General features: G+C 47.0%; 19 protein-coding genes and 1 tRNA gene. 15 read left to right on the top strand and 5 right to left on the bottom strand.

Translation table 11 applies throughout. The features are described from left to right. Positions 1–18: 18 nt before the first annotated feature. The 3 genes from DTHIO_RS15975 to DTHIO_RS15965 form a co-directional block, all read right to left on the bottom strand. Positions 19–279, bottom strand: a complete 261-nt coding sequence (locus tag DTHIO_RS15975; RefSeq protein WP_008871296.1) for a hypothetical protein — start codon at positions 277–279, stop codon at positions 19–21. A gap of 58 nt (positions 280–337) precedes the next feature. After that, on the bottom strand, positions 338–1,429 hold the full coding sequence (locus tag DTHIO_RS15970; protein ID WP_244156383.1) for a tRNA(5-methylaminomethyl-2-thiouridylate) methyltransferase: 1,092 nt from the start codon (positions 1,427–1,429) through the stop codon (positions 338–340). Positions 1,430–1,560: 131 nt separating this feature from the next. Further along, positions 1,561–1,815, bottom strand: coding sequence for a hypothetical protein (locus tag DTHIO_RS15965; protein WP_008871294.1), 255 nt, complete (start codon positions 1,813–1,815; stop codon positions 1,561–1,563). Positions 1,816–2,549: 734 nt separating this feature from the next. Between DTHIO_RS15965 and DTHIO_RS15960 the strand changes: the two genes are divergently transcribed. The 13 genes from DTHIO_RS15960 to DTHIO_RS15890 all read left to right on the top strand — a co-directional run bounded on the left by DTHIO_RS15960 (position 2,550) and on the right by DTHIO_RS15890 (position 13,651). Then, entirely contained in the window at positions 2,550–2,756 is a 207-nt protein-coding gene (locus DTHIO_RS15960; protein ID WP_208596429.1) for a hypothetical protein, read from the top strand. Next, a complete protein-coding gene (locus tag DTHIO_RS15955) occupies positions 2,743–3,165 on the top strand; it encodes a type II toxin-antitoxin system VapC family toxin (protein WP_008871292.1) in 423 nt (140 codons plus the stop codon). The genes DTHIO_RS15960 and DTHIO_RS15955 overlap by 14 nt, the downstream gene beginning before the upstream one ends. A gap of 135 nt (positions 3,166–3,300) precedes the next feature. Further along, a tRNA-Ser gene (locus DTHIO_RS15950) sits at positions 3,301–3,388 on the top strand. A gap of 62 nt (positions 3,389–3,450) precedes the next feature. Further along, positions 3,451–3,807, top strand: a complete 357-nt coding sequence (locus DTHIO_RS15945) for a hypothetical protein (RefSeq protein WP_008871291.1) — start codon at positions 3,451–3,453, stop codon at positions 3,805–3,807. Positions 3,808–4,820: 1,013 nt separating this feature from the next. After that, on the top strand, positions 4,821–5,072 hold the full coding sequence (locus DTHIO_RS15930; protein ID WP_008871290.1) for a hypothetical protein: 252 nt from the start codon (positions 4,821–4,823) through the stop codon (positions 5,070–5,072). Next, positions 5,069–5,407 carry a type II toxin-antitoxin system PemK/MazF family toxin gene (locus DTHIO_RS15925; RefSeq protein WP_008871289.1) on the top strand — a complete coding sequence of 113 codons (339 nt, stop codon included), beginning with the start codon at positions 5,069–5,071 and terminating at the stop codon, positions 5,405–5,407. The genes DTHIO_RS15930 and DTHIO_RS15925 overlap by 4 nt, the downstream gene beginning before the upstream one ends. A 241-nt stretch (positions 5,408–5,648) precedes the next feature. Further along, a complete protein-coding gene (locus tag DTHIO_RS15920) occupies positions 5,649–5,933 on the top strand; it encodes a type II toxin-antitoxin system YafQ family toxin (RefSeq protein WP_008871288.1) in 285 nt (94 codons plus the stop codon). A gap of 37 nt (positions 5,934–5,970) precedes the next feature. Further along, positions 5,971–6,339 carry a hypothetical protein gene (locus DTHIO_RS15915; RefSeq protein ID WP_008871287.1) on the top strand — a complete coding sequence of 123 codons (369 nt, stop codon included), beginning with the start codon at positions 5,971–5,973 and terminating at the stop codon, positions 6,337–6,339. 2 nt (positions 6,340–6,341) lie between these two features. Then, positions 6,342–7,160, top strand: a complete 819-nt coding sequence (locus tag DTHIO_RS20055; RefSeq protein WP_008871286.1) for a type II TA system antitoxin MqsA family protein — start codon at positions 6,342–6,344, stop codon at positions 7,158–7,160. Positions 7,161–7,328: 168 nt separating this feature from the next. Beyond that, complete coding sequence (locus DTHIO_RS15905) at positions 7,329–7,538, top strand: hypothetical protein (RefSeq protein ID WP_008871285.1); 210 nt, start codon at positions 7,329–7,331, stop codon at positions 7,536–7,538. 791 nt (positions 7,539–8,329) lie between these two features. After that, positions 8,330–9,697, top strand: coding sequence for an outer membrane homotrimeric porin (locus DTHIO_RS15900; protein WP_008871284.1), 1,368 nt, complete (start codon positions 8,330–8,332; stop codon positions 9,695–9,697). 508 nt (positions 9,698–10,205) lie between these two features. Then, positions 10,206–11,519 carry an outer membrane homotrimeric porin gene (locus tag DTHIO_RS15895; RefSeq protein WP_008871283.1) on the top strand — a complete coding sequence of 438 codons (1,314 nt, stop codon included), beginning with the start codon at positions 10,206–10,208 and terminating at the stop codon, positions 11,517–11,519. 776 nt (positions 11,520–12,295) lie between these two features. Then, positions 12,296–13,651, top strand: coding sequence for an outer membrane homotrimeric porin (locus DTHIO_RS15890; protein ID WP_008871282.1), 1,356 nt, complete (start codon positions 12,296–12,298; stop codon positions 13,649–13,651). A gap of 348 nt (positions 13,652–13,999) precedes the next feature. Here the strand turns inward: DTHIO_RS15890 and DTHIO_RS15885 are convergent, their stop codons facing one another. Together DTHIO_RS15885 and DTHIO_RS15880 are read right to left on the bottom strand one after the other, a co-directional pair. Beyond that, positions 14,000–14,296 carry a CopG family antitoxin gene (locus tag DTHIO_RS15885; protein WP_008871281.1) on the bottom strand — a complete coding sequence of 99 codons (297 nt, stop codon included), beginning with the start codon at positions 14,294–14,296 and terminating at the stop codon, positions 14,000–14,002. Next, positions 14,293–14,562 carry a hypothetical protein gene (locus DTHIO_RS15880; protein WP_008871280.1) on the bottom strand — a complete coding sequence of 90 codons (270 nt, stop codon included), beginning with the start codon at positions 14,560–14,562 and terminating at the stop codon, positions 14,293–14,295. The genes DTHIO_RS15885 and DTHIO_RS15880 overlap by 4 nt, the downstream gene beginning before the upstream one ends. 268 nt (positions 14,563–14,830) lie before the next feature. On the opposite strand from DTHIO_RS15880, the gene DTHIO_RS20635 reads away from it, so the two are divergent. Then, entirely contained in the window at positions 14,831–15,322 is a 492-nt protein-coding gene (locus tag DTHIO_RS20635; protein WP_244156382.1) for an Rpn family recombination-promoting nuclease/putative transposase, read from the top strand. A gap of 217 nt (positions 15,323–15,539) precedes the next feature. Next, positions 15,540–16,199 carry an RpnC/YadD family protein gene (locus DTHIO_RS15870; RefSeq protein WP_008871278.1) on the top strand — a complete coding sequence of 220 codons (660 nt, stop codon included), beginning with the start codon at positions 15,540–15,542 and terminating at the stop codon, positions 16,197–16,199. Positions 16,200–16,255: the final 56 nt, after the last annotated feature.

The raw sequence follows: 16,255 nt of genomic DNA, 5'->3' as shown, positions 1-16,255 counted from the left end.
TTTTGCAGCCGCATCTTATTATCCCTTCCTATTCTGCTTGAGAAGCGATCTGGCGATGTCCAGGTCATACAGTTTCAGTGGGTCCTGTTTTTTATCCCCGTACATTTTCGCCGCCCGTTTTATAATGTCCATATCCAGCCAGCCGTGCCTCTCCCAGATCTCCGGCTGGTCCTGGTTCCACAGCCTGAACTCGATGCTGCCCTCATTGTCCCGGACATACATCCGCTCCTTCTTGTTCCTTGGGTCCGGATAGTAATACATGCCGCTGGGCGTACTCATTTATAGTTCTCCTTTTTTGTTTTGGGTGTTTTACAATATACGTGACACTGGTGCAGGATTAAACTGCAAAAAGCCCCCTGGCCGCATCCTGATCCCACACCGGCTCGGCCCAGGAGAGTCCTTCCAGGTCCGGTCCGGGCCACACTGAAAGCTCTGTCTGCTCTCCTTTGTGCTGCACAGTCACGTCTACCTTGCGCAGGCATTTCCTGGCCCTGGGGGAGTAATGTCCCACCAGGGCTGCAGCGCTCTGCAGGACTTTACCGGGCCAGGGCGATCCGGTTATATTCCGTCCAAGACCGGTGGGGCCTGGATGCATCTTGAGCCAGAACATATAGTCATCATCCCGGACCATTTCCTGTATGCGTTCATTGTCCTGCTTGTCCCGGCCGATGGTCATCCAGTAGGATTCACACCAGAACTGCCGGCCCTGGTTGGCCAGGACAAAGTCCTCCGGCCCGGGTCTGTGATGCTGCAGAAGGGGCAGGTATCTCTTGCATGATTCCTGGTCTGTCAGGCGGCATCCCCCAGCTGGAGTGGGGATCTCGGTAATGTTGTATTTTCTGGCCAGGGCCATCTGCTCCTTGCGTCCCCTGCCGGAGATGGCCTGCAGCTGACCGCGGTCCACCAGGCCTTCTCTCTCGGCCCTGGTCGGCGGCAGGTGCCTGGCTGAAAGGGGCCTTAAAAGCAGGTCCTTTAACCCGGCTTCCTTGAGGATGACAAACAGGGCGTCCCTTCGCTGGGACATGGGACGCTGACCCAGTACTTCACCGGAAATGACAAACTCGGCCCCGTATTTATCCAGCAGGTCTCTCGTCTTCTGAAGCATAAAGATCTTGCAGTCAATACATGGGTTGAGCAGCTTTCCCAGGCCGAATTCCGGCCCGCTGCAAAGCATTTGCACATACTCCCGGGATACGTCCAGGGCCAGCAGATCCAGGCCGTACACCTTCTCCCAGTGCTCCAGCTTCTGCGGGTTCCCGAAAAAGGGGGAGCAGAAGTGCAGACCCAGGACCTTTAGACCCTGCTCCTGGATAGTCTTGATGGACAATATGGAATCCAGCCCCCCGGAAAAAAGGGCCAGAGCATGGTATTGATCGATTTCCTTGTGGGTCATGATATCTTTTTCATTCTTTACATGTTTCGTTGACATAGATCATGTATTTTGTGTCTTGAAAGTATAGGACGGTTGAGCCGGGATCTTTAATAACCAATGACAAGAGGTTGGTGGCAGGTTATGCTATGGGGTGTCAGCGAAAAAATCTATATCCAGCAGGGCTTTTTTCATAACTCCAGTTCCCGCCCTTTGAACATACTCTTTCTCTGAACAGCCTGATTGAACAGCTCGTTTTCATCAGGGGAAAGATCGTTGAGAAATCCGGCATATTTCATTAGGTCCGGCCTGGTATTTTTCTGTTTTGCCTTGAGAATTTCTGATTTCATAAAGCGGACCATTTTGATTATTTTTTCGACTTCATCCTGGTCCAGGCCCTTGATTTCCTGGAGAAACCTCTGTTCAATGGTGTTGTGTGTCTGCATGACAGCCTCCATAATTCTTATCGTCCAGGCCCGTAAATAAGCCCTTCAGTTCCTTTTTTCAAGTTCCTTTGCCAGGAGTACCTGCCAACCAAATATTCGGCAGGGTGAATTTGTCGAAAAAAGCCAGGGTGTGTTTTGGGTTGTTTGTTTTTTTAAGTCAAGATTCAGGGTTCAGCCTCCACTGGTTTTGTTGACAGAAGCTGTGTGCATATTATAAATATCCACAGATATAAAGCAATATCCAGGGCCTGAAAGTCAGCGGGCCGGATATTGACTCACACCCTGGACACGTCCTGTGTCTGTTTATCATGCGGAGGGATGGCCGAGTGGCTGAAGGCGGCGGTCTTGAAAACCGCAGACCAGCATGAGGGCAAAGCATTACTCGTCCTGCCTCACATTGAGTGCAGTTGAACAGTCACTTCGAACTCATTAGTTTCCATCCGGAAAGTCTTTCTTTCCGGATGTTGAAGCTATTGGTTTTCTTTCCGGAAACGAGGAGTTTTTTCTTTTGGCAAGGAAATCAAGCAATTATGAGGAGGCGTATCTTAATACGTTGACGAATAATTGTACAGATTGACGCCGCCAAAAGGAAAAAGAACCGTTTCCGGATGAAAACTCATTAGCGCTGAACCTGTGAATTTCCCGACAAGGTAGACATTATGACTTCCAGGATCGATTTTCAAAGCGAAATAGAGACATTGCCCCCTGACCTGCAAAAAGAAGTGTGGGAGTTTGTGCAGTTTGTCAAAAGACGCCACGGATTGCCGTCTGAAAGGCCGGAGCCCTCTTCTGCTGCAACCACGTCTGATTCTGCGCTTTTTCAAGCTCTGGATGAAATTGGTTTTGTGGGCTGCATTGAGAGTGATGAACAGCTTTCTAAAACTTACAAAACCAAAGTAGACTTTTCAAAAAAATACGGCAAATATCATGATTTTGGTTGATACCGGTGCCTGGCTGGCCTTGCTTGACCGCCGTGATGCCAGTCATGGGCTGTGCTGTGATTTTTTCCGCAACAATCGTGAGCCTCTGATGACCACATGGCCTGTGCTCGTGGAATGTGTGCATCTTATGTTTGGGCGAATTGGAGTTTCCAAGACCCTGGCATGGCTGCATACTTTAGAATCGCAGGGAGTAGGGATATTTGTCATGGAAGCATCTCATTTTCCCCGAGTAATTGCATTGATGAATCAGTTCAGGGACCTGCCCATGGACCTGGCTGATGCGTCACTTGTTCTCCTGGCGGAAGAAAGTGGCGAAGGCCGTATCGTAAGCACCGACGAACGCGATTTTCATGCATACCGCTGGAAAAACCAGTACCCCTTTCGAAATCTGCTTCTGGAGCAACCTTAAAAGGCGGCTTTGTTGACAGAAGCCATGTGCATATTATAAATATCCACAGATATAAAGCAATATCCAGGGCCTGAAAGTCAGCGGGCCTGAATATTGACTCACACCCTGGACACGTCCTGTGTCTGTTTATCATGCGGAGGGATGGCCGAGTGGCTGAAGGCGGCGGTCTTGAAAACCGCAGACCCGAAAGGGTCCGGGAGTTCGAATCTCTCTCCCTCCGCCACTTCTTAAATTCAACTAAGTTTTCCCTGAAGCGTGTTCTGGTGAAACTTTAGGAGGAACCCCATGAATCAAAGCACTCTCGAAGCCCCTCAAGCAATACCTGTACGTTCACCTGGTCATGAGGTCAACGGGCATGAAAAGGTTGGCGTTGAGTGGGTTTGTACTTTGTTTGTCAATCGTCTTGTAAACCATGTTTTAAAACAGCCTTTGAGCATAATCATTGAACCGGACAAGCATATGATCCTGGCTCGTTGCCCGGATCTGCCTCTCTATGGATGCGGGGAAGACACCATAGAAGCTGTTGATATGCTCAAGCGAGAGATCGAATCTCTTTGGGAGGACCTTAAGGAAGAGCAGGATCTGGATGCTGAATGGTCCAGCATAAAGAGAACTCTTGACGATAATATCTCGTGGCCATGAAAAATAATCAGTTTTCAGCGCATGACATAAAGAAGAAGTGTGAACAAAAGCTAAGCCTTGATTTTGCAGGCAAGAAAGAATTCAACGCCAGAACCAGATATCAGGGCAAGTTGATCAGGGTTACAATTCCAAAGGGACGAGATTGTTTGCCTCCGAAAACTTACAAATCCATAGCTCAGTAACTATATTTAAATGTAAAGCAATTTGACGAATTGCTGAGCTGTAATTTTTATGAAAGCGATTTCTATCGGAACCTGGATTCAATCATAGGCTCAAAATTTCATCCTTAAGCCAAAAGAAATTTTCAATTAATCCTGAACAAAAAAAGTTAGGCAGATAGGCTTTTGCCGCAACCGTGCGTGGAAAAAGAGGCCCCTGCGGAGCAAAAAGAGTCTGCCCTCGGAATATACGCAATATGCGTTGCTCAGCAACACCTTAAAAACTTCCGCGCTCATCTGTGCCTGCCCCGTGTATACTCCTTTAATACACTGGGGTGTTCTGTGGGCAAAACGCCTTGGCTTCTTTTGAAAATGAAACAGCATGTTTGCTTGAAATTTGGGCTAAGTGCCTGAGTAACTACAATTCGGCATCTAAGTTGTTTCAGCATTTTGCTGTCACAGTATCTGTTTAGCGCTTTGCATGTGGCATGGGGACTGGCTCTTCCGGGACCCACTTGTCCCAAAAAATGAGATATTTTAAGCACAAAATGATGCTCAAGTGGGTCCCGGAGTGCCTGTCCCCTGCTTTCCTTAAAAGCGCTAAACAGATACCTGTCACACAAGATTGTCATTTTATGAGTACAGCACGGACTACTCCCCTCCTTGGCTAAGGAGGGGCCGGGGGTGGTTCGTTCTAAATGACCACTCCCTTAAAAGGGCTGTTACTCTACCATGACCTTTTCTGCTCTGGATTAGGGGCACGGCGTAAACTTTCCTCCTGACATCATTTTTCTTGACTGTGAATCTCAAAAGGATCAAAATTATGGTCAAATAAAAAACCAAGAGGGGATCAACATGTCATCCTTAAGCCAAAAGAAATTTTCAATTGATTCCGAACAGATACAATTGTTGGAAAGTTACAGAGAATGGGGATTTTTAGATCAAAGCAGCATGGTTAGAGAGGCTCTTAATCGCCTAAGCAATGATTTGAGGAAGAATAAGCAAAAGGACAAAATGGCCAAGAAGGCGAGAGAGCTTGTTTCAGAATATAACACAGATAAAGAATTTACCGTTTTTACGGATTTAGATAGCGAGGAGTTTCTGTGAGACAGGTTGAAATATGGGAAATAGACCTAAACCCGACTATCGGATCCGAAATAAAGAAGAAACGGCCTGCTGTAATTATAAATAACGATTCAATAGGAATTTTGCCTCTCAAAGTAATAGTTCCTGTAACAGAATGGAAAGATAGTTTTGAGGGAGCTATATGGCTGGTAAAAATCGTACCAGACAGTGATAATAATCTAATGAAGCTATCTGCTGTTGATACGTTTCAGATCCGGTCCGTGTCGACAAAACGTTTTTTGGTAAAGACAGGTTCAGTATCCTCAAGAGTATTGGAAGAAATAAAAACAGCCGTTAAAGCGGTGGTTGATGGCTGAAACAATATTTGTGCCAATTTGCAAGAAGCCAAATGTCGCAAGTAGTTGTAGCGTCAACTATATTGGTGACTTACTAAAGAAGCCCTGCCTGTCAAGCCTCGAGGATGATTGAATTTTTTACATCCAGTTGGCTCTTCCATTTCGTTGAGCCCGCAAAGCTCTTTTCTTTATTGGGTTGCGGGCATAACCCGCGTGTAAGGATTCAGAGGGTCCTAAGTGATAGTTCCTGGCACCAGGCCTGGTGCCGGCACCTCCTCAAAGGTTACGCCCGCACGTAAAACGGATGAAAAAGCGTGGTAATAATCTTGAAAAATTGAAAATAATCATCAGTTCACTACTGAATCAGGAGCCACTTGATGACATCCATCGCGACCATAAGCTGATTGGTAATTGGAAGGGACGCCGGGAATGCCATATTGAATCCGACTGGCTGTTGATTTATCTGGTTGAACCGGACCGTGTTGTCTTTGAGCGCACTGGCACCCACTCTGACTTATTTCAGAAATTAAGAGAAGAAATTTTTTGAATATGAGTTGACAAAAGTATCAATTGATACCATAAAAATGTTCAGACCGACTTCAAAAGAACTTTCTGACAGGTTGAAGAAGGCCGAGAAAGCTGTCTTTGACGGGCGCGTGTCTATCATAGACCCTGAAACAGCGGCTGAACACGCCATTGAACTGGAATACGACATTGAGCTTGATTTGCAGGAGGTGCTAAAAGAGCTTCTAAGTCAGATATCCAGGGATGAATACGCAGGTACCAGGCCGCCTCAAAAATCGTACAAAGAAGAAATCAAGGGGCTGGAAATATTTCCTTTTGTCCTTGACAGTCCGCGCTTTGCCTGCAGAGTGTATTTGAAGTTCGCCCTTCAACAGGAAACTTTCTGGCTCATATCGCTTCACAAAGACCGGCCTCCCAGGGAGGAATAAACATGCAAGAACACAAGTGCCCTGCCTGCTCCAGCTTGATGGAGTTTAAGGAACTGAAGAAGAAAAAGGTCTTTAAAGGGCTGGACATTGAATATTCCGGCAATTTTTTCGTATGTCCCGGCTGCAGTCTTGAGGCCGGAGATGCCGGGTCCGCCGGCGAAGTGCAGCGTGCAATAGCCGATGCATACCGGGAAAAGGCCGGATTATTAACCGGCCAGGAAATCCGTGAGCTTAGAGATTCCAAGGGGTTGACCCAGGAGCAGCTAAGCCGGGCTCTGAATGTAGGTGTTGCCAGTATCAAGCGCTGGGAATCCGGCATGGTTCAGTCCAGGTCCATGGACGGGCTTCTTCGCAGGCAACTTAAGCCTGAACCCAATCCTTATACCGGAAACCGGGAAACCAGCCTGCCCCGGATAAAGCTGGTCGCCCAAACCCTGGAAAAGATCCTGAGCAGACAACTGCTCAAGGAGGGGGACAGGTTTCTGTTTCTGGGAAAATACCTGTGGTATGCGGATATGCTTGCTTTCAGACGTTCAGGTCAAGGACTCACCGGCGCAAGCTATGCAGCCCTGCCTTATGGTCCACAGCTGAACAATTATAGAGATCTTGTAGAGCCCATCAATAATTCCGACATTGCGGATGCAGAACCTCTTTCCCGGGAGGAGCATGCCGTTATTCACTATATAGCTGAATGCTTTCCCTATGACCGGGACATATACGATGCCTCACACAAAGAAAAAGTATGGTATGATGCCCCGGCAGGCTCTTTGATTTCTTACTTGTGCGCATACGAACTGACCCAGATACCAGAAGAGGCGTAGCTTGGCCATTTATACGCATTATTTCTGTAACGACTGGAGATATCAAACGCCCTGAGTTTTTTGTGGAGGTCACCAGTTGGGCATCGAAGGCATGCCCGATTTAAGCCCGCTTATGCAGGTGTCTGGTCAATATACAATTGAAAATTATTGATGGATTGGAGGTAGTTCATGACGGAACTTCTCAGGAAAGCCTTTGAGGAAGCGTCAAGGTTGCCGGAAATGGAGCAAAATGCTCTGGCCCGGCGGCTGATAAACGAGATGGTGTCCGAGAAGCAATGGGATAAGGCTTTTGCCGAATCGGAAGATGTGCTGGATAAACTGGCGGATGAGGCAATTAAGGAGCGTGAAAAGGGCGAGACAAAACCTCTGGACCTTTGATCGACCGTGACATCTTATACTACAAATAAGCGCTACCAGGACGCAAGGCACTACCAGAAAAAACGCCAGGAGGCGTTCATACGGAGATTTTGATGATTTTGCTGCCTCCATTAGAAACTGGATGACGCCCTCAGATTAATATCCTTCAAGCATCCCCAATGCCTTCCCTTTCTTCTTTACTCTTCCCCACGCCCTATGCCCCATGCCCCATGCCCCATGCCCCGCAAGCCGACCCAGGAATTAATTGCATATGTATATCTATCATTTCAACATGTATAAAAGTTACTGGCCAATATTAAATTTTGCTTATACTTGATTTTTGACTTTATATTTTTTGTAATATAAAAAATGGTTTGTTTAATATGTATAGAAAGTCTTTATATATTTGAAATGTACTTTTTTATAGCTTATTTGTTCGATGGTAAAAACTGTTTTGTTTGTTTAAAAATCATTTCAATGACAATTATTATATTTTAATAATAAACATGCGTAGCATCTAAAACTTTGTAGGTGTTACTGGACAATAAATTTTTAAACAGTATTATAAGTTATTTTTTTAAATAATTGTCAAAATTACTAACTTATATGTATTAGTATTTCTTTTTTTGTCTTATTATAATAATTAAATTTTTTAAACTGTAAAAAAATTTTAACTGAAAAGCTTGACTTCAAAATTATGTATGGATAAATATACTTTCAGTTGGCCGATAATAGGTCAGTCGTCAGGTGTTGTTTGGTGTTTAACCGCTTCTTGAGTCTGCAAAAGCTTAAGATGCTAAAGGAGGAAAATTATGAAACGTTTAGTAACTCTGGCCATTATGGTCGCCTTTATCCTGGGCGGCTTCGGCGTGGCCCAGGCCATCGAGTTCAAGGCCAAGGGAGACTGGCAGATCGGTGTAATGGGTGTATCCAACCCCACTTTCGATTCTGATGACGAGGTGGATGAATTCCAAGCCACTACACGTGTTCGGACAACTTTTGAATTTATCGCCAATGAAAACCTCAGAGGTGTAATGCGTGTTCATTCCGGCGACCGTACCTGGGGTGCTGATGGTATTGGCCGTGAAGGGGATGATACTGGAGTCAGCTCTTTCGAGTACGACCAGGCCTACCTGGACTTCATGATTCCCAATAGTCCGGTGAACATGAAGGTTGGTAAACAGCCAATTACTTTTCCCGGAACTTTCGGATCCCATATTTTTGATGACACCATGTGGGGTGTTACAGCAACAACCCCCATTACCGATGAAGTGGGCATGACTCTGGGGTGGTCAAGGCTGGATGACCAGGTAAGCCAGGGCGATGATAGAAATGACGAGCAGGATTTCTTTTACGCAATGGTCCCTGTTACACTGGATGGGGTGGACATTACCCCGTTTGGTATGTACGGTATGCAGGGTGCTGATGCCACTATTGGCACTACTGCCGGTATGGATGAATTAGAGGCTCGCGAATCTTCCGAAGTATGGTGGGCAGGTGTAAACTTTGCCGTGGACATGTTTGATCCCATCGTGATAAGCGGTGACTTTAACTATGGCAGTCAGAGAAGTTTCGACACAGACGATGTTGATGCCGGCAGCTTTGAAACTGATGGCTGGATCGCTGCCCTGTCAGCACAGTACGTGATGGACTACATGACCCCCGAGATCTTCTTTATGTATGAATCCGGCCATGATGAAAGCGACATGCGAGATGGTGAAGGCGGGGTTATGCCCTCCATTGGTGGCGATCTTTACGGCATGTCCACTTTTGCCGGCAGTGGTTCCGTTCTGAGAGGCATAGGAAGGGCCGCTTTCAATAACTATGATGGTGCCTATGGTTTCAGCGCATTCGGAGCTACTGGAAAAATGGCTGTTGGTGCCAAGCTCGGCGACATGAGCTTTATCGACGATGTGACTCACGACCTGCAGCTCACCTACTACCAGGGTACCAATGACAAGGATCTTCGGGGCGTGGGTGACAGTAATGAAGATGCCTTCTTTACCACCAGAGACCATGCATGGGAAGTAACCTTTGATACCCAGTATCAGATGTACGAAAATCTGTCAGCTCTGCTGGAACTGGGCTACCTGCATCCCAGCATGGACAGCGGACATGCTGACGGGGTCGAAGACGACTCTGCCTGGAAGGCCGCAACTGGTCTGCGCTATATGTTCTAAAGCGACTGATTCCGACACCTGACGCTTTCAAGGCCGGGGGGATTTTACCCTCCGGCCTTTTTTTGTCTTATGTGCCTGCAAAATTCTGCCTCGCTTTGTAGTGATATGCTCGATGAACATGGACACTTTTATCGTAACCATTCATGGGGCCTAATGCCATGAGTCACCACCGAGGATCCCCTGAGTGGTTCCTTTTATCTTCAGAGATTGGCTCCCTGGACATCCATGCACCCCTCCAAAAATTTATCCACATGGCGATTGTCGCTTTTAAGCTAACCCGGCCAAATCAAATACAAAAATTTATACCGTAAAAATTTTTTTACTTTTTTACATTTTTTTGACGAAAAAAGCTTGATTTTTTTTTTATTATGGAGGAAAGAGAGTTTGTCCGGTGACACGGTTAAGAGCTTTGATCTTTGTCGATTGTCATCCGGCAGGCGTCAGGTGTCATGTGATATTCACCAATCTTGAGTCAGCAAAAGCTTAAGATGCAAAAGGAGGAAAATTTATGAAACGTTTAATTACTCTGGCCATCATGGTCGCCTTTATCCTGGGCACAGTGGGTATGGCAAAGGCCATCGAATTTCAGGCCAAAGGTGACTGGCAGATCGGTATCAACGCAGTGTCCAATCCCACTTTTGATTCCGATGACGATCAGGATGAGTTTATGGCCACCACACGTGTCCGGACCACTTTTGAATTCATCGCCAACGAAAACCTCAAGGGCGTAATGCGCGTGCATTCCGGTGATCGTCGCTGGGGAGATGGTGGTTCTGGAAGTCAGATAGGCCGTGAAGGAGCTGTAGGTAACAGTTCTTTTGAATACGATCGGGCCTACCTTGATTTCATGATCCCCAACAGTCCGGTAAATATGAAAGTTGGTAAGCAACCCATTGCATTCCCGAACACTCTGGGGTCCCATATTTTTGACAATTCTCTTTGGGCCGTGTCCGCCTCTTCTTCAGTCATTGATATGGTTGATGTGACTGTAGGCTGGGCAAGAATAGATGATACATTTGCTGATGGCGACAACAAAAATGATGAATATGATCTCTTTTATGGTATTGTTCCCGTGAATATGGATGGCTTCGCAGTTAATCCTTTTGTTGCCTACGGTATGAAAGGCTCTGATCATGCAGGAGCCACTGAATCTTCTGGTGTATTCTGGGCAGGTTTAAATTTTACTGTAGATATGTTTGATCCTATAGTAGTCATGGGTGACTTCAATTATGGTACGCATGGAAGTACTGAGACCGCCTCCGGTGATGTGGGAGACGAAGCTCGTGGCTGGATCGCAGACTTAGCTGTTCAGTACAAAATGGATATGGTAACACCTGAAGTATTTATCCTTTACGAATCTGGTGAATCCAGGTCAAGTGGCGCTATTGACAATAGAAGCAAAATTATGCCCAGCATTGGTGGTGACCTTTTTGGAGTATCCACATTTGCTATGAGCGGTTCTCCTTTGCGCGGCATAGGCCGGGCAACATTAGACGGCTACGCTGGCATTAGTGCATGGGGACCCTCCGGAAAAATGGCTGTTGGCGGAAAGCTTGGTGATATGAGCTTCTTGGATGATGTAACTCACGACCTGCAGCTTACCTATTATCAAGGTACTAACCACAAGGACAATGAAGGTCTTTTTACTACCAGAGATAGTGCATGGGAAGTAACGTTTGATACTAGCTATCAAATGTATGAAAATCTGGCTGCCATCCTGGAGTTGGGTTATCTCCATCCCAGCATCAATAATTCCAGTGATCGCGGCATTGAAGACGATGCTGCTTTCAAGGCCGCCACAGGTTTCCGTTACCTGTTCTAAATCGACTGGTACTTACACCTGACGCTTTCAAAGGCCGGGAGGATTTTCCTCTCGGCCTTTTTTATTGCCCTGCTGATGCGATTGCTTGCAGCAGCTAAACCTGTCATGCTGCAATAAACACCAAAGATATCCAGCCTAAAAGGCCTAGCAGACAGTATCTCCAGGGTTTCCTTTGTTAATCCACATCAAGCGTCGAGGAGCCACATTTGTCAGTGGCTTACTCCTGAAACCTTTAAAAAACAAGAACCACGCGCTGCGCGTGGCAGGCCTTAGACAGGATTAACAGGATTGACAGGATAAGCAATCAGCGGCCGGAAGCCGCAGATTGCATTAACCATCCAGCACTCACTTTCTTCCGACATTCATGAGTGCCGGAAAAAAGTGAGTGCTGGAGTGATAACCTTTTGGCCTGGCTTCCGCCTGTCCCGTTTAATTGCTCGCAGAGCAAGCCCGAAGGGCATTAAACTGGGAGCCAGGACAAAATGATTTTTTTCTTTATCCATCTCTTAATCCTGTTAATCCTGTCAAATAGCTCTTTTCTTGATTGGGCTGCTGGCGAAGCCAGCTTTAGGATAGTCCGAAACGACTCCGCCATCAAGCAAGTGTGGAAGACTGCTCACTGTTTTCATGTTTTTTTGCCCCAGCAGCGATTATTTTCTTGCATTTTCCAGCCATACAGTATAAAAATTTGAACTGCCTGCTTGATGTCTACGACCTATATTCTGTCGTGCTGATTAATGGTTTTGCAGGCTTCATCACCGCAAAAGGAGAGACTTATGAAACGTTTGCTTATTACTGCTCTGGCCATGATTTTCGTTCTGGGGGCTTTCGGCCAGGCTCAGGCCATTGAGTTCAGAGCCAAAGGAGACTGGCAGCTGGGCATCAATGCGGTGAAGAACCCCACTTTCGACTCTGATGATGAGGTGGACGAATTCATGGGCACTACACGGGTCAGGACCACCTTTGAATTCATTGCCAATGAGAACTTAAGGGGAGTCATGCGCATCAATTCCAACGACCGCACCTGGGGAGCGGACGGCATCGGGCGGGAACAGGGCTCTTTCGAGTACGACCGGGCTTACCTGGACTATTTCATTCCAGGCACCAATATCCACATGCAGGTGGGCAAGCAGGGATTGACCATCCCCAATACACTGGGCTCGCATATCTTTGACGACGATATCTGGGCCGTGAACTCATTTACCCCATTACATGAAAACGTGGGCCTGGTGCTCAGCTGGGCCAGGGCCAACGATATGTTTGAAGCCGGTCCGAATAAAAACGATGAAATAGATGCTTTTCTCACCATTCTGCCTATTAATATGGATGGCCTGCAGCTGCAGCCCTTTGGCATCTACGGAATGAAAGGGCAGGGTGCTTTTGCCAATGCTGATGTTTTTCCGTACGTTGACGGTGAAAGCAGGACTTCTTCTCACGTGTACTGGGGTGGCATCAATTTTACCGCGGATCTCTTTGATCCCCTGGTGCTAAGTGGTGATTTCAACTACGGCCGCCACAGCAGCAATATCACCGGCGATACCGTGGGCGAGGAAACCAGGGGCTGGATCGCAGCCCTGGCTGCAGAGTACCACACAGACCACTTTACCCCGGAGCTTTTCTTGATGTACGAATCCGGGCACAGCAGCTCTTTCACCGGTAAGGACGGAAATACCCGGGGAAGGGTCATGCCTTTTATCTCGGGCGATCTGCACCGGGTATCCAGCTTCGGCATGAGCGGATCTCAACTGCGGGGCATCGGCAGGGCCGCCCTGGACGGATATGCAGGAATCAACTCTTTTGGTCCCAGCGGTAAGATGGCCATAGGCGCTGGCGTGAGGGACCTTAGTTTATTGGATAATGTTACTCACGATATGCAGCTGACCTACTACCAGGGCACAAATCACAGGGACCTGCGCGCCCTGGGCACAGAGATGGACGAGATATATTTCACTACCAGGGACATGGCCTGGGAATTCACCCTGGATACCCAGTACCAGATGTACGAAAACCTGGCTGCTATTCTGGAGCTTGGTTACTTAGCTCCAAGCCTGAGCAGCGGTGGAGACCGCGATCCCGACATCCAGGACGACGATGCCTGGAAGGCGGCTACCGGCCTGCGCTTTCAATTTTAACCAGCATAACACTTCAGTGGAGCAGGAAGCATGCAAAGCCTCTTGAGTGAGCAACCATTCAGGGGGGGGAGCAATCGCCACCGAGGATAGACTTGAGGCGTATTTCCCAACCGTGAGCGGCAAAGCCGCCCGTGAGCAACGAAGTTGCCCGTGCCAAAAAATCTTCTCCGGCACGGGAAGCATTCAGCTTCACACGGGTGCTCCGCACACACGGTTTTTAAGAATAAAGAGTTCTGGAAGGGTTTGCATGCCTGTCACTCATGTAACCATTCAGGGTGTCCTCGATGTTGATTGCAGTCACGCCAGAGGCGTTGATTCCCCCCCCCCTGAATGGTTACTGCTGGGAGATCAGGTTCCCCGCATTTCCGCCAGTAGCTTTCTGACCTCCTGTCTGTCGTACAACTGTCCGGTAACGTATTTGTGCAGAATGCTGTTGATAAAAGTCTGGTAAGGAAGGCCCTGCGCTGCCGCCTGGTTTCTGATCATTTCCAGGTCAGCCTCAGAGATGCGTAAGCTTATCACCTCGTTTTTTCTGGCGCGTCCAAGCATGTCCTCGACCTTTTGCCGCTTTTCTCCACTAACGGATCTAAGCTGGTCCGCACTGTTCTCCATTTCCTGTTCTTCCGGTGTCAATTCGTATTTCATGATTCCTCCTGGTATCTCTTGTGGTATTTGCGGCTTGGAAAAGCCGTTTTCAAAAAAATAAGCTCATCACTCTCGTCGATAACGAAGGGAGCAAGCCAAGTGTAGCCTTGAATCAGGAGTACAAAATACATCTGGTTGTCCCGAGCAGGATTTTCAACAATATCCAGGTATTCCCCGCGTAGCAGCATTCCCTTGATTTCTTCAAAGGAAATCAGTCTGTTTTCCTGCAGCCACTCATTTTTGTCCTCATCCCATTTAATCTTCATTCCCATTATTTAAAGTTTTGTATATACATCGTCAACAACCTGTTGCCTTCCATCTTGTTATTCATTGTGGACAGAGAAAAAGCTTAGGGTTGACCTGCTTATTAAGTGTAGCCCCTTAAAGTTGATTGATTGATACTGGAAAAGATACCGGCCCGGCAGCAAGGGCAGGGTGGTCAGCAGGGTTTTTTGAAAAATGCCAGTTTTCAGCAAAGTTGAGATTTTTGTGACAGTGCTTGCCAGCCAGATTCGAAGGGAGTATTATACAAGCATGAGCACGACAAATATTCACGACAGCACCATCAAGTACTTTTTGTCGGACCGGCTGAATGCCATCAGCTTATTAAAATCCATGCTTCCTGAAGAAATCGTGAAGCAGCTTAATTTTAATAAGATTTATTACGAGAAGGACTCATATCTGCCCAAGAGCCTGCAGGGTTACTATTCCGACCTGGTTGTCAGCGTGCCGACCAAGTGCGGTTCATATGTAGCCAAGGTATTTTTCCTCCTGGAGCACAAAAGCACCTTCAAGAAGAATACCCCGCTGCAGTTCCTGAGGTACATCCTTGAGTTCTGGGAGCAATACCAGAAAAATACTGGTGAAACCGTAACCATTCAAGGGGTGCCAGCAATCGCCACCGGGAATAGACTTGAGGCGTACTCCCCAACCGTGAGCGGCAAAGCCGCCCGCCTGTCCCGTGAAACACCCAGCACTCACTTTAATAATTTCGGTTTCATCACAAGCAAACAAATGGAAAAGTGAGTGCTGGGTCAGCGTAGCTGGTTTCACCGGGATGAGCAACGAAGTTGCCCGTGCCAAAAAAATCTTCTCTGGCACGGGAAGCCTTAAGGCTTCACACCCGACTAAAACACGCTTTGCTGTCCTGCGGAATTTTAGCGGGCAGGCGGGTGCTTTGCACACACGGTTTTGAAGAATAAAGAGACCAAGCAAGGCATTACCCGCCTGGCAGACAGGCAAATTGGAATATCTCCCCCTTGAAGGGTGGAAGCCCACCAAGGTGTCAGACCTGGTGGATCTGCCCTCTGATGATTTCACAATTTTCATTCCTGACTTTAACTTTTTGTTGTATGATGCTGTAAATGATGACCTGGAAGATTACGATTTTGATGAAACTTTAAAAGCTCTTTTTACCCTCTGGCGGTATTCCGGGTCTCCAGAATTCATGCAAGGGGTCCAAAAAGCCTTTCAATTGATAAAGAAGGTTGATCCCAAGGCGCGCTTACTTGATTTTGTGCAAATGATTTTGCACTACCTGGAGGTAACCAGGGACGAAAAGGAATATATTGATATAAAAAAGATTGCCGAAACCGAGATAGACGAAGGGGAGGAATATATGGGAACCATAGCTGAAATGTTTAGAAGAGAAGGGGATGAGAGGACGGAACAGAGGTTTTTACAAGAAAAACCTATATGGGAGAAGCAGAGTGAACTTAAAACAACCCAAGAAATGCTAGTCAAATCCCTTAAAATGAGGTTTGATTTAGTAAAGCCGAATATCAAGGAACAGATAAGGTTTATCCAAGATGTAGATACCCTGAACGATTTGTTTGAGATGTCTTTCAAGTGCTCCTCTATAGAGGAATTCACCGACCTCCTAGAAAAGGTTACAGAAAATTAATACAATACTTAGCTTATCCCTATCTGTAAACGAGATGAATGAGGAGTCTATGGGAA

This window comes from Desulfonatronospira thiodismutans ASO3-1 (assembly GCF_000174435.1).
Taxonomy (GTDB): Bacteria; Desulfobacterota; Desulfovibrionia; order Desulfovibrionales; family Desulfonatronovibrionaceae; genus Desulfonatronospira; species Desulfonatronospira thiodismutans.
Note: the sequence above shows the minus strand (reverse complement) of the source record. Positions and strands in the feature narration are given on the sequence as shown.

Bases quoted from the DNA above. Each gene is read 5' to 3' on its own strand.
- DTHIO_RS15975 (WP_008871296.1), bottom strand. From the start codon at position 279: ATGAGTACGCCCAGCGGCATGTATTACTATCCGGACCCAAGGAACAAG.
- DTHIO_RS15970 (WP_244156383.1), bottom strand. From the start codon at position 1,429: ATGTCAACGAAACATGTAAAGAATGAAAAAGATATCATGACCCACAAG.
- DTHIO_RS15965 (WP_008871294.1), bottom strand. From the start codon at position 1,815: ATGCAGACACACAACACCATTGAACAGAGGTTTCTCCAGGAAATCAAG.
- DTHIO_RS15955 (WP_008871292.1), top strand. From the start codon at position 2,743: ATGATTTTGGTTGATACCGGTGCCTGGCTGGCCTTGCTTGACCGCCGT.
- DTHIO_RS15945 (WP_008871291.1), top strand. From the start codon at position 3,451: ATGAATCAAAGCACTCTCGAAGCCCCTCAAGCAATACCTGTACGTTCA.
- DTHIO_RS15930 (WP_008871290.1), top strand. From the start codon at position 4,821: ATGTCATCCTTAAGCCAAAAGAAATTTTCAATTGATTCCGAACAGATA.
- DTHIO_RS15915 (WP_008871287.1), top strand. From the start codon at position 5,971: ATGTTCAGACCGACTTCAAAAGAACTTTCTGACAGGTTGAAGAAGGCC.
- DTHIO_RS20055 (WP_008871286.1), top strand. From the start codon at position 6,342: ATGCAAGAACACAAGTGCCCTGCCTGCTCCAGCTTGATGGAGTTTAAG.
- DTHIO_RS15905 (WP_008871285.1), top strand. From the start codon at position 7,329: ATGACGGAACTTCTCAGGAAAGCCTTTGAGGAAGCGTCAAGGTTGCCG.
- DTHIO_RS15900 (WP_008871284.1), top strand. From the start codon at position 8,330: ATGAAACGTTTAGTAACTCTGGCCATTATGGTCGCCTTTATCCTGGGC.
- DTHIO_RS15895 (WP_008871283.1), top strand. From the start codon at position 10,206: ATGAAACGTTTAATTACTCTGGCCATCATGGTCGCCTTTATCCTGGGC.
- DTHIO_RS15890 (WP_008871282.1), top strand. From the start codon at position 12,296: ATGAAACGTTTGCTTATTACTGCTCTGGCCATGATTTTCGTTCTGGGG.
- DTHIO_RS15885 (WP_008871281.1), bottom strand. From the start codon at position 14,296: ATGAAATACGAATTGACACCGGAAGAACAGGAAATGGAGAACAGTGCG.
- DTHIO_RS15880 (WP_008871280.1), bottom strand. From the start codon at position 14,562: ATGAAGATTAAATGGGATGAGGACAAAAATGAGTGGCTGCAGGAAAAC.
- DTHIO_RS20635 (WP_244156382.1), top strand. From the start codon at position 14,831: ATGAGCACGACAAATATTCACGACAGCACCATCAAGTACTTTTTGTCG.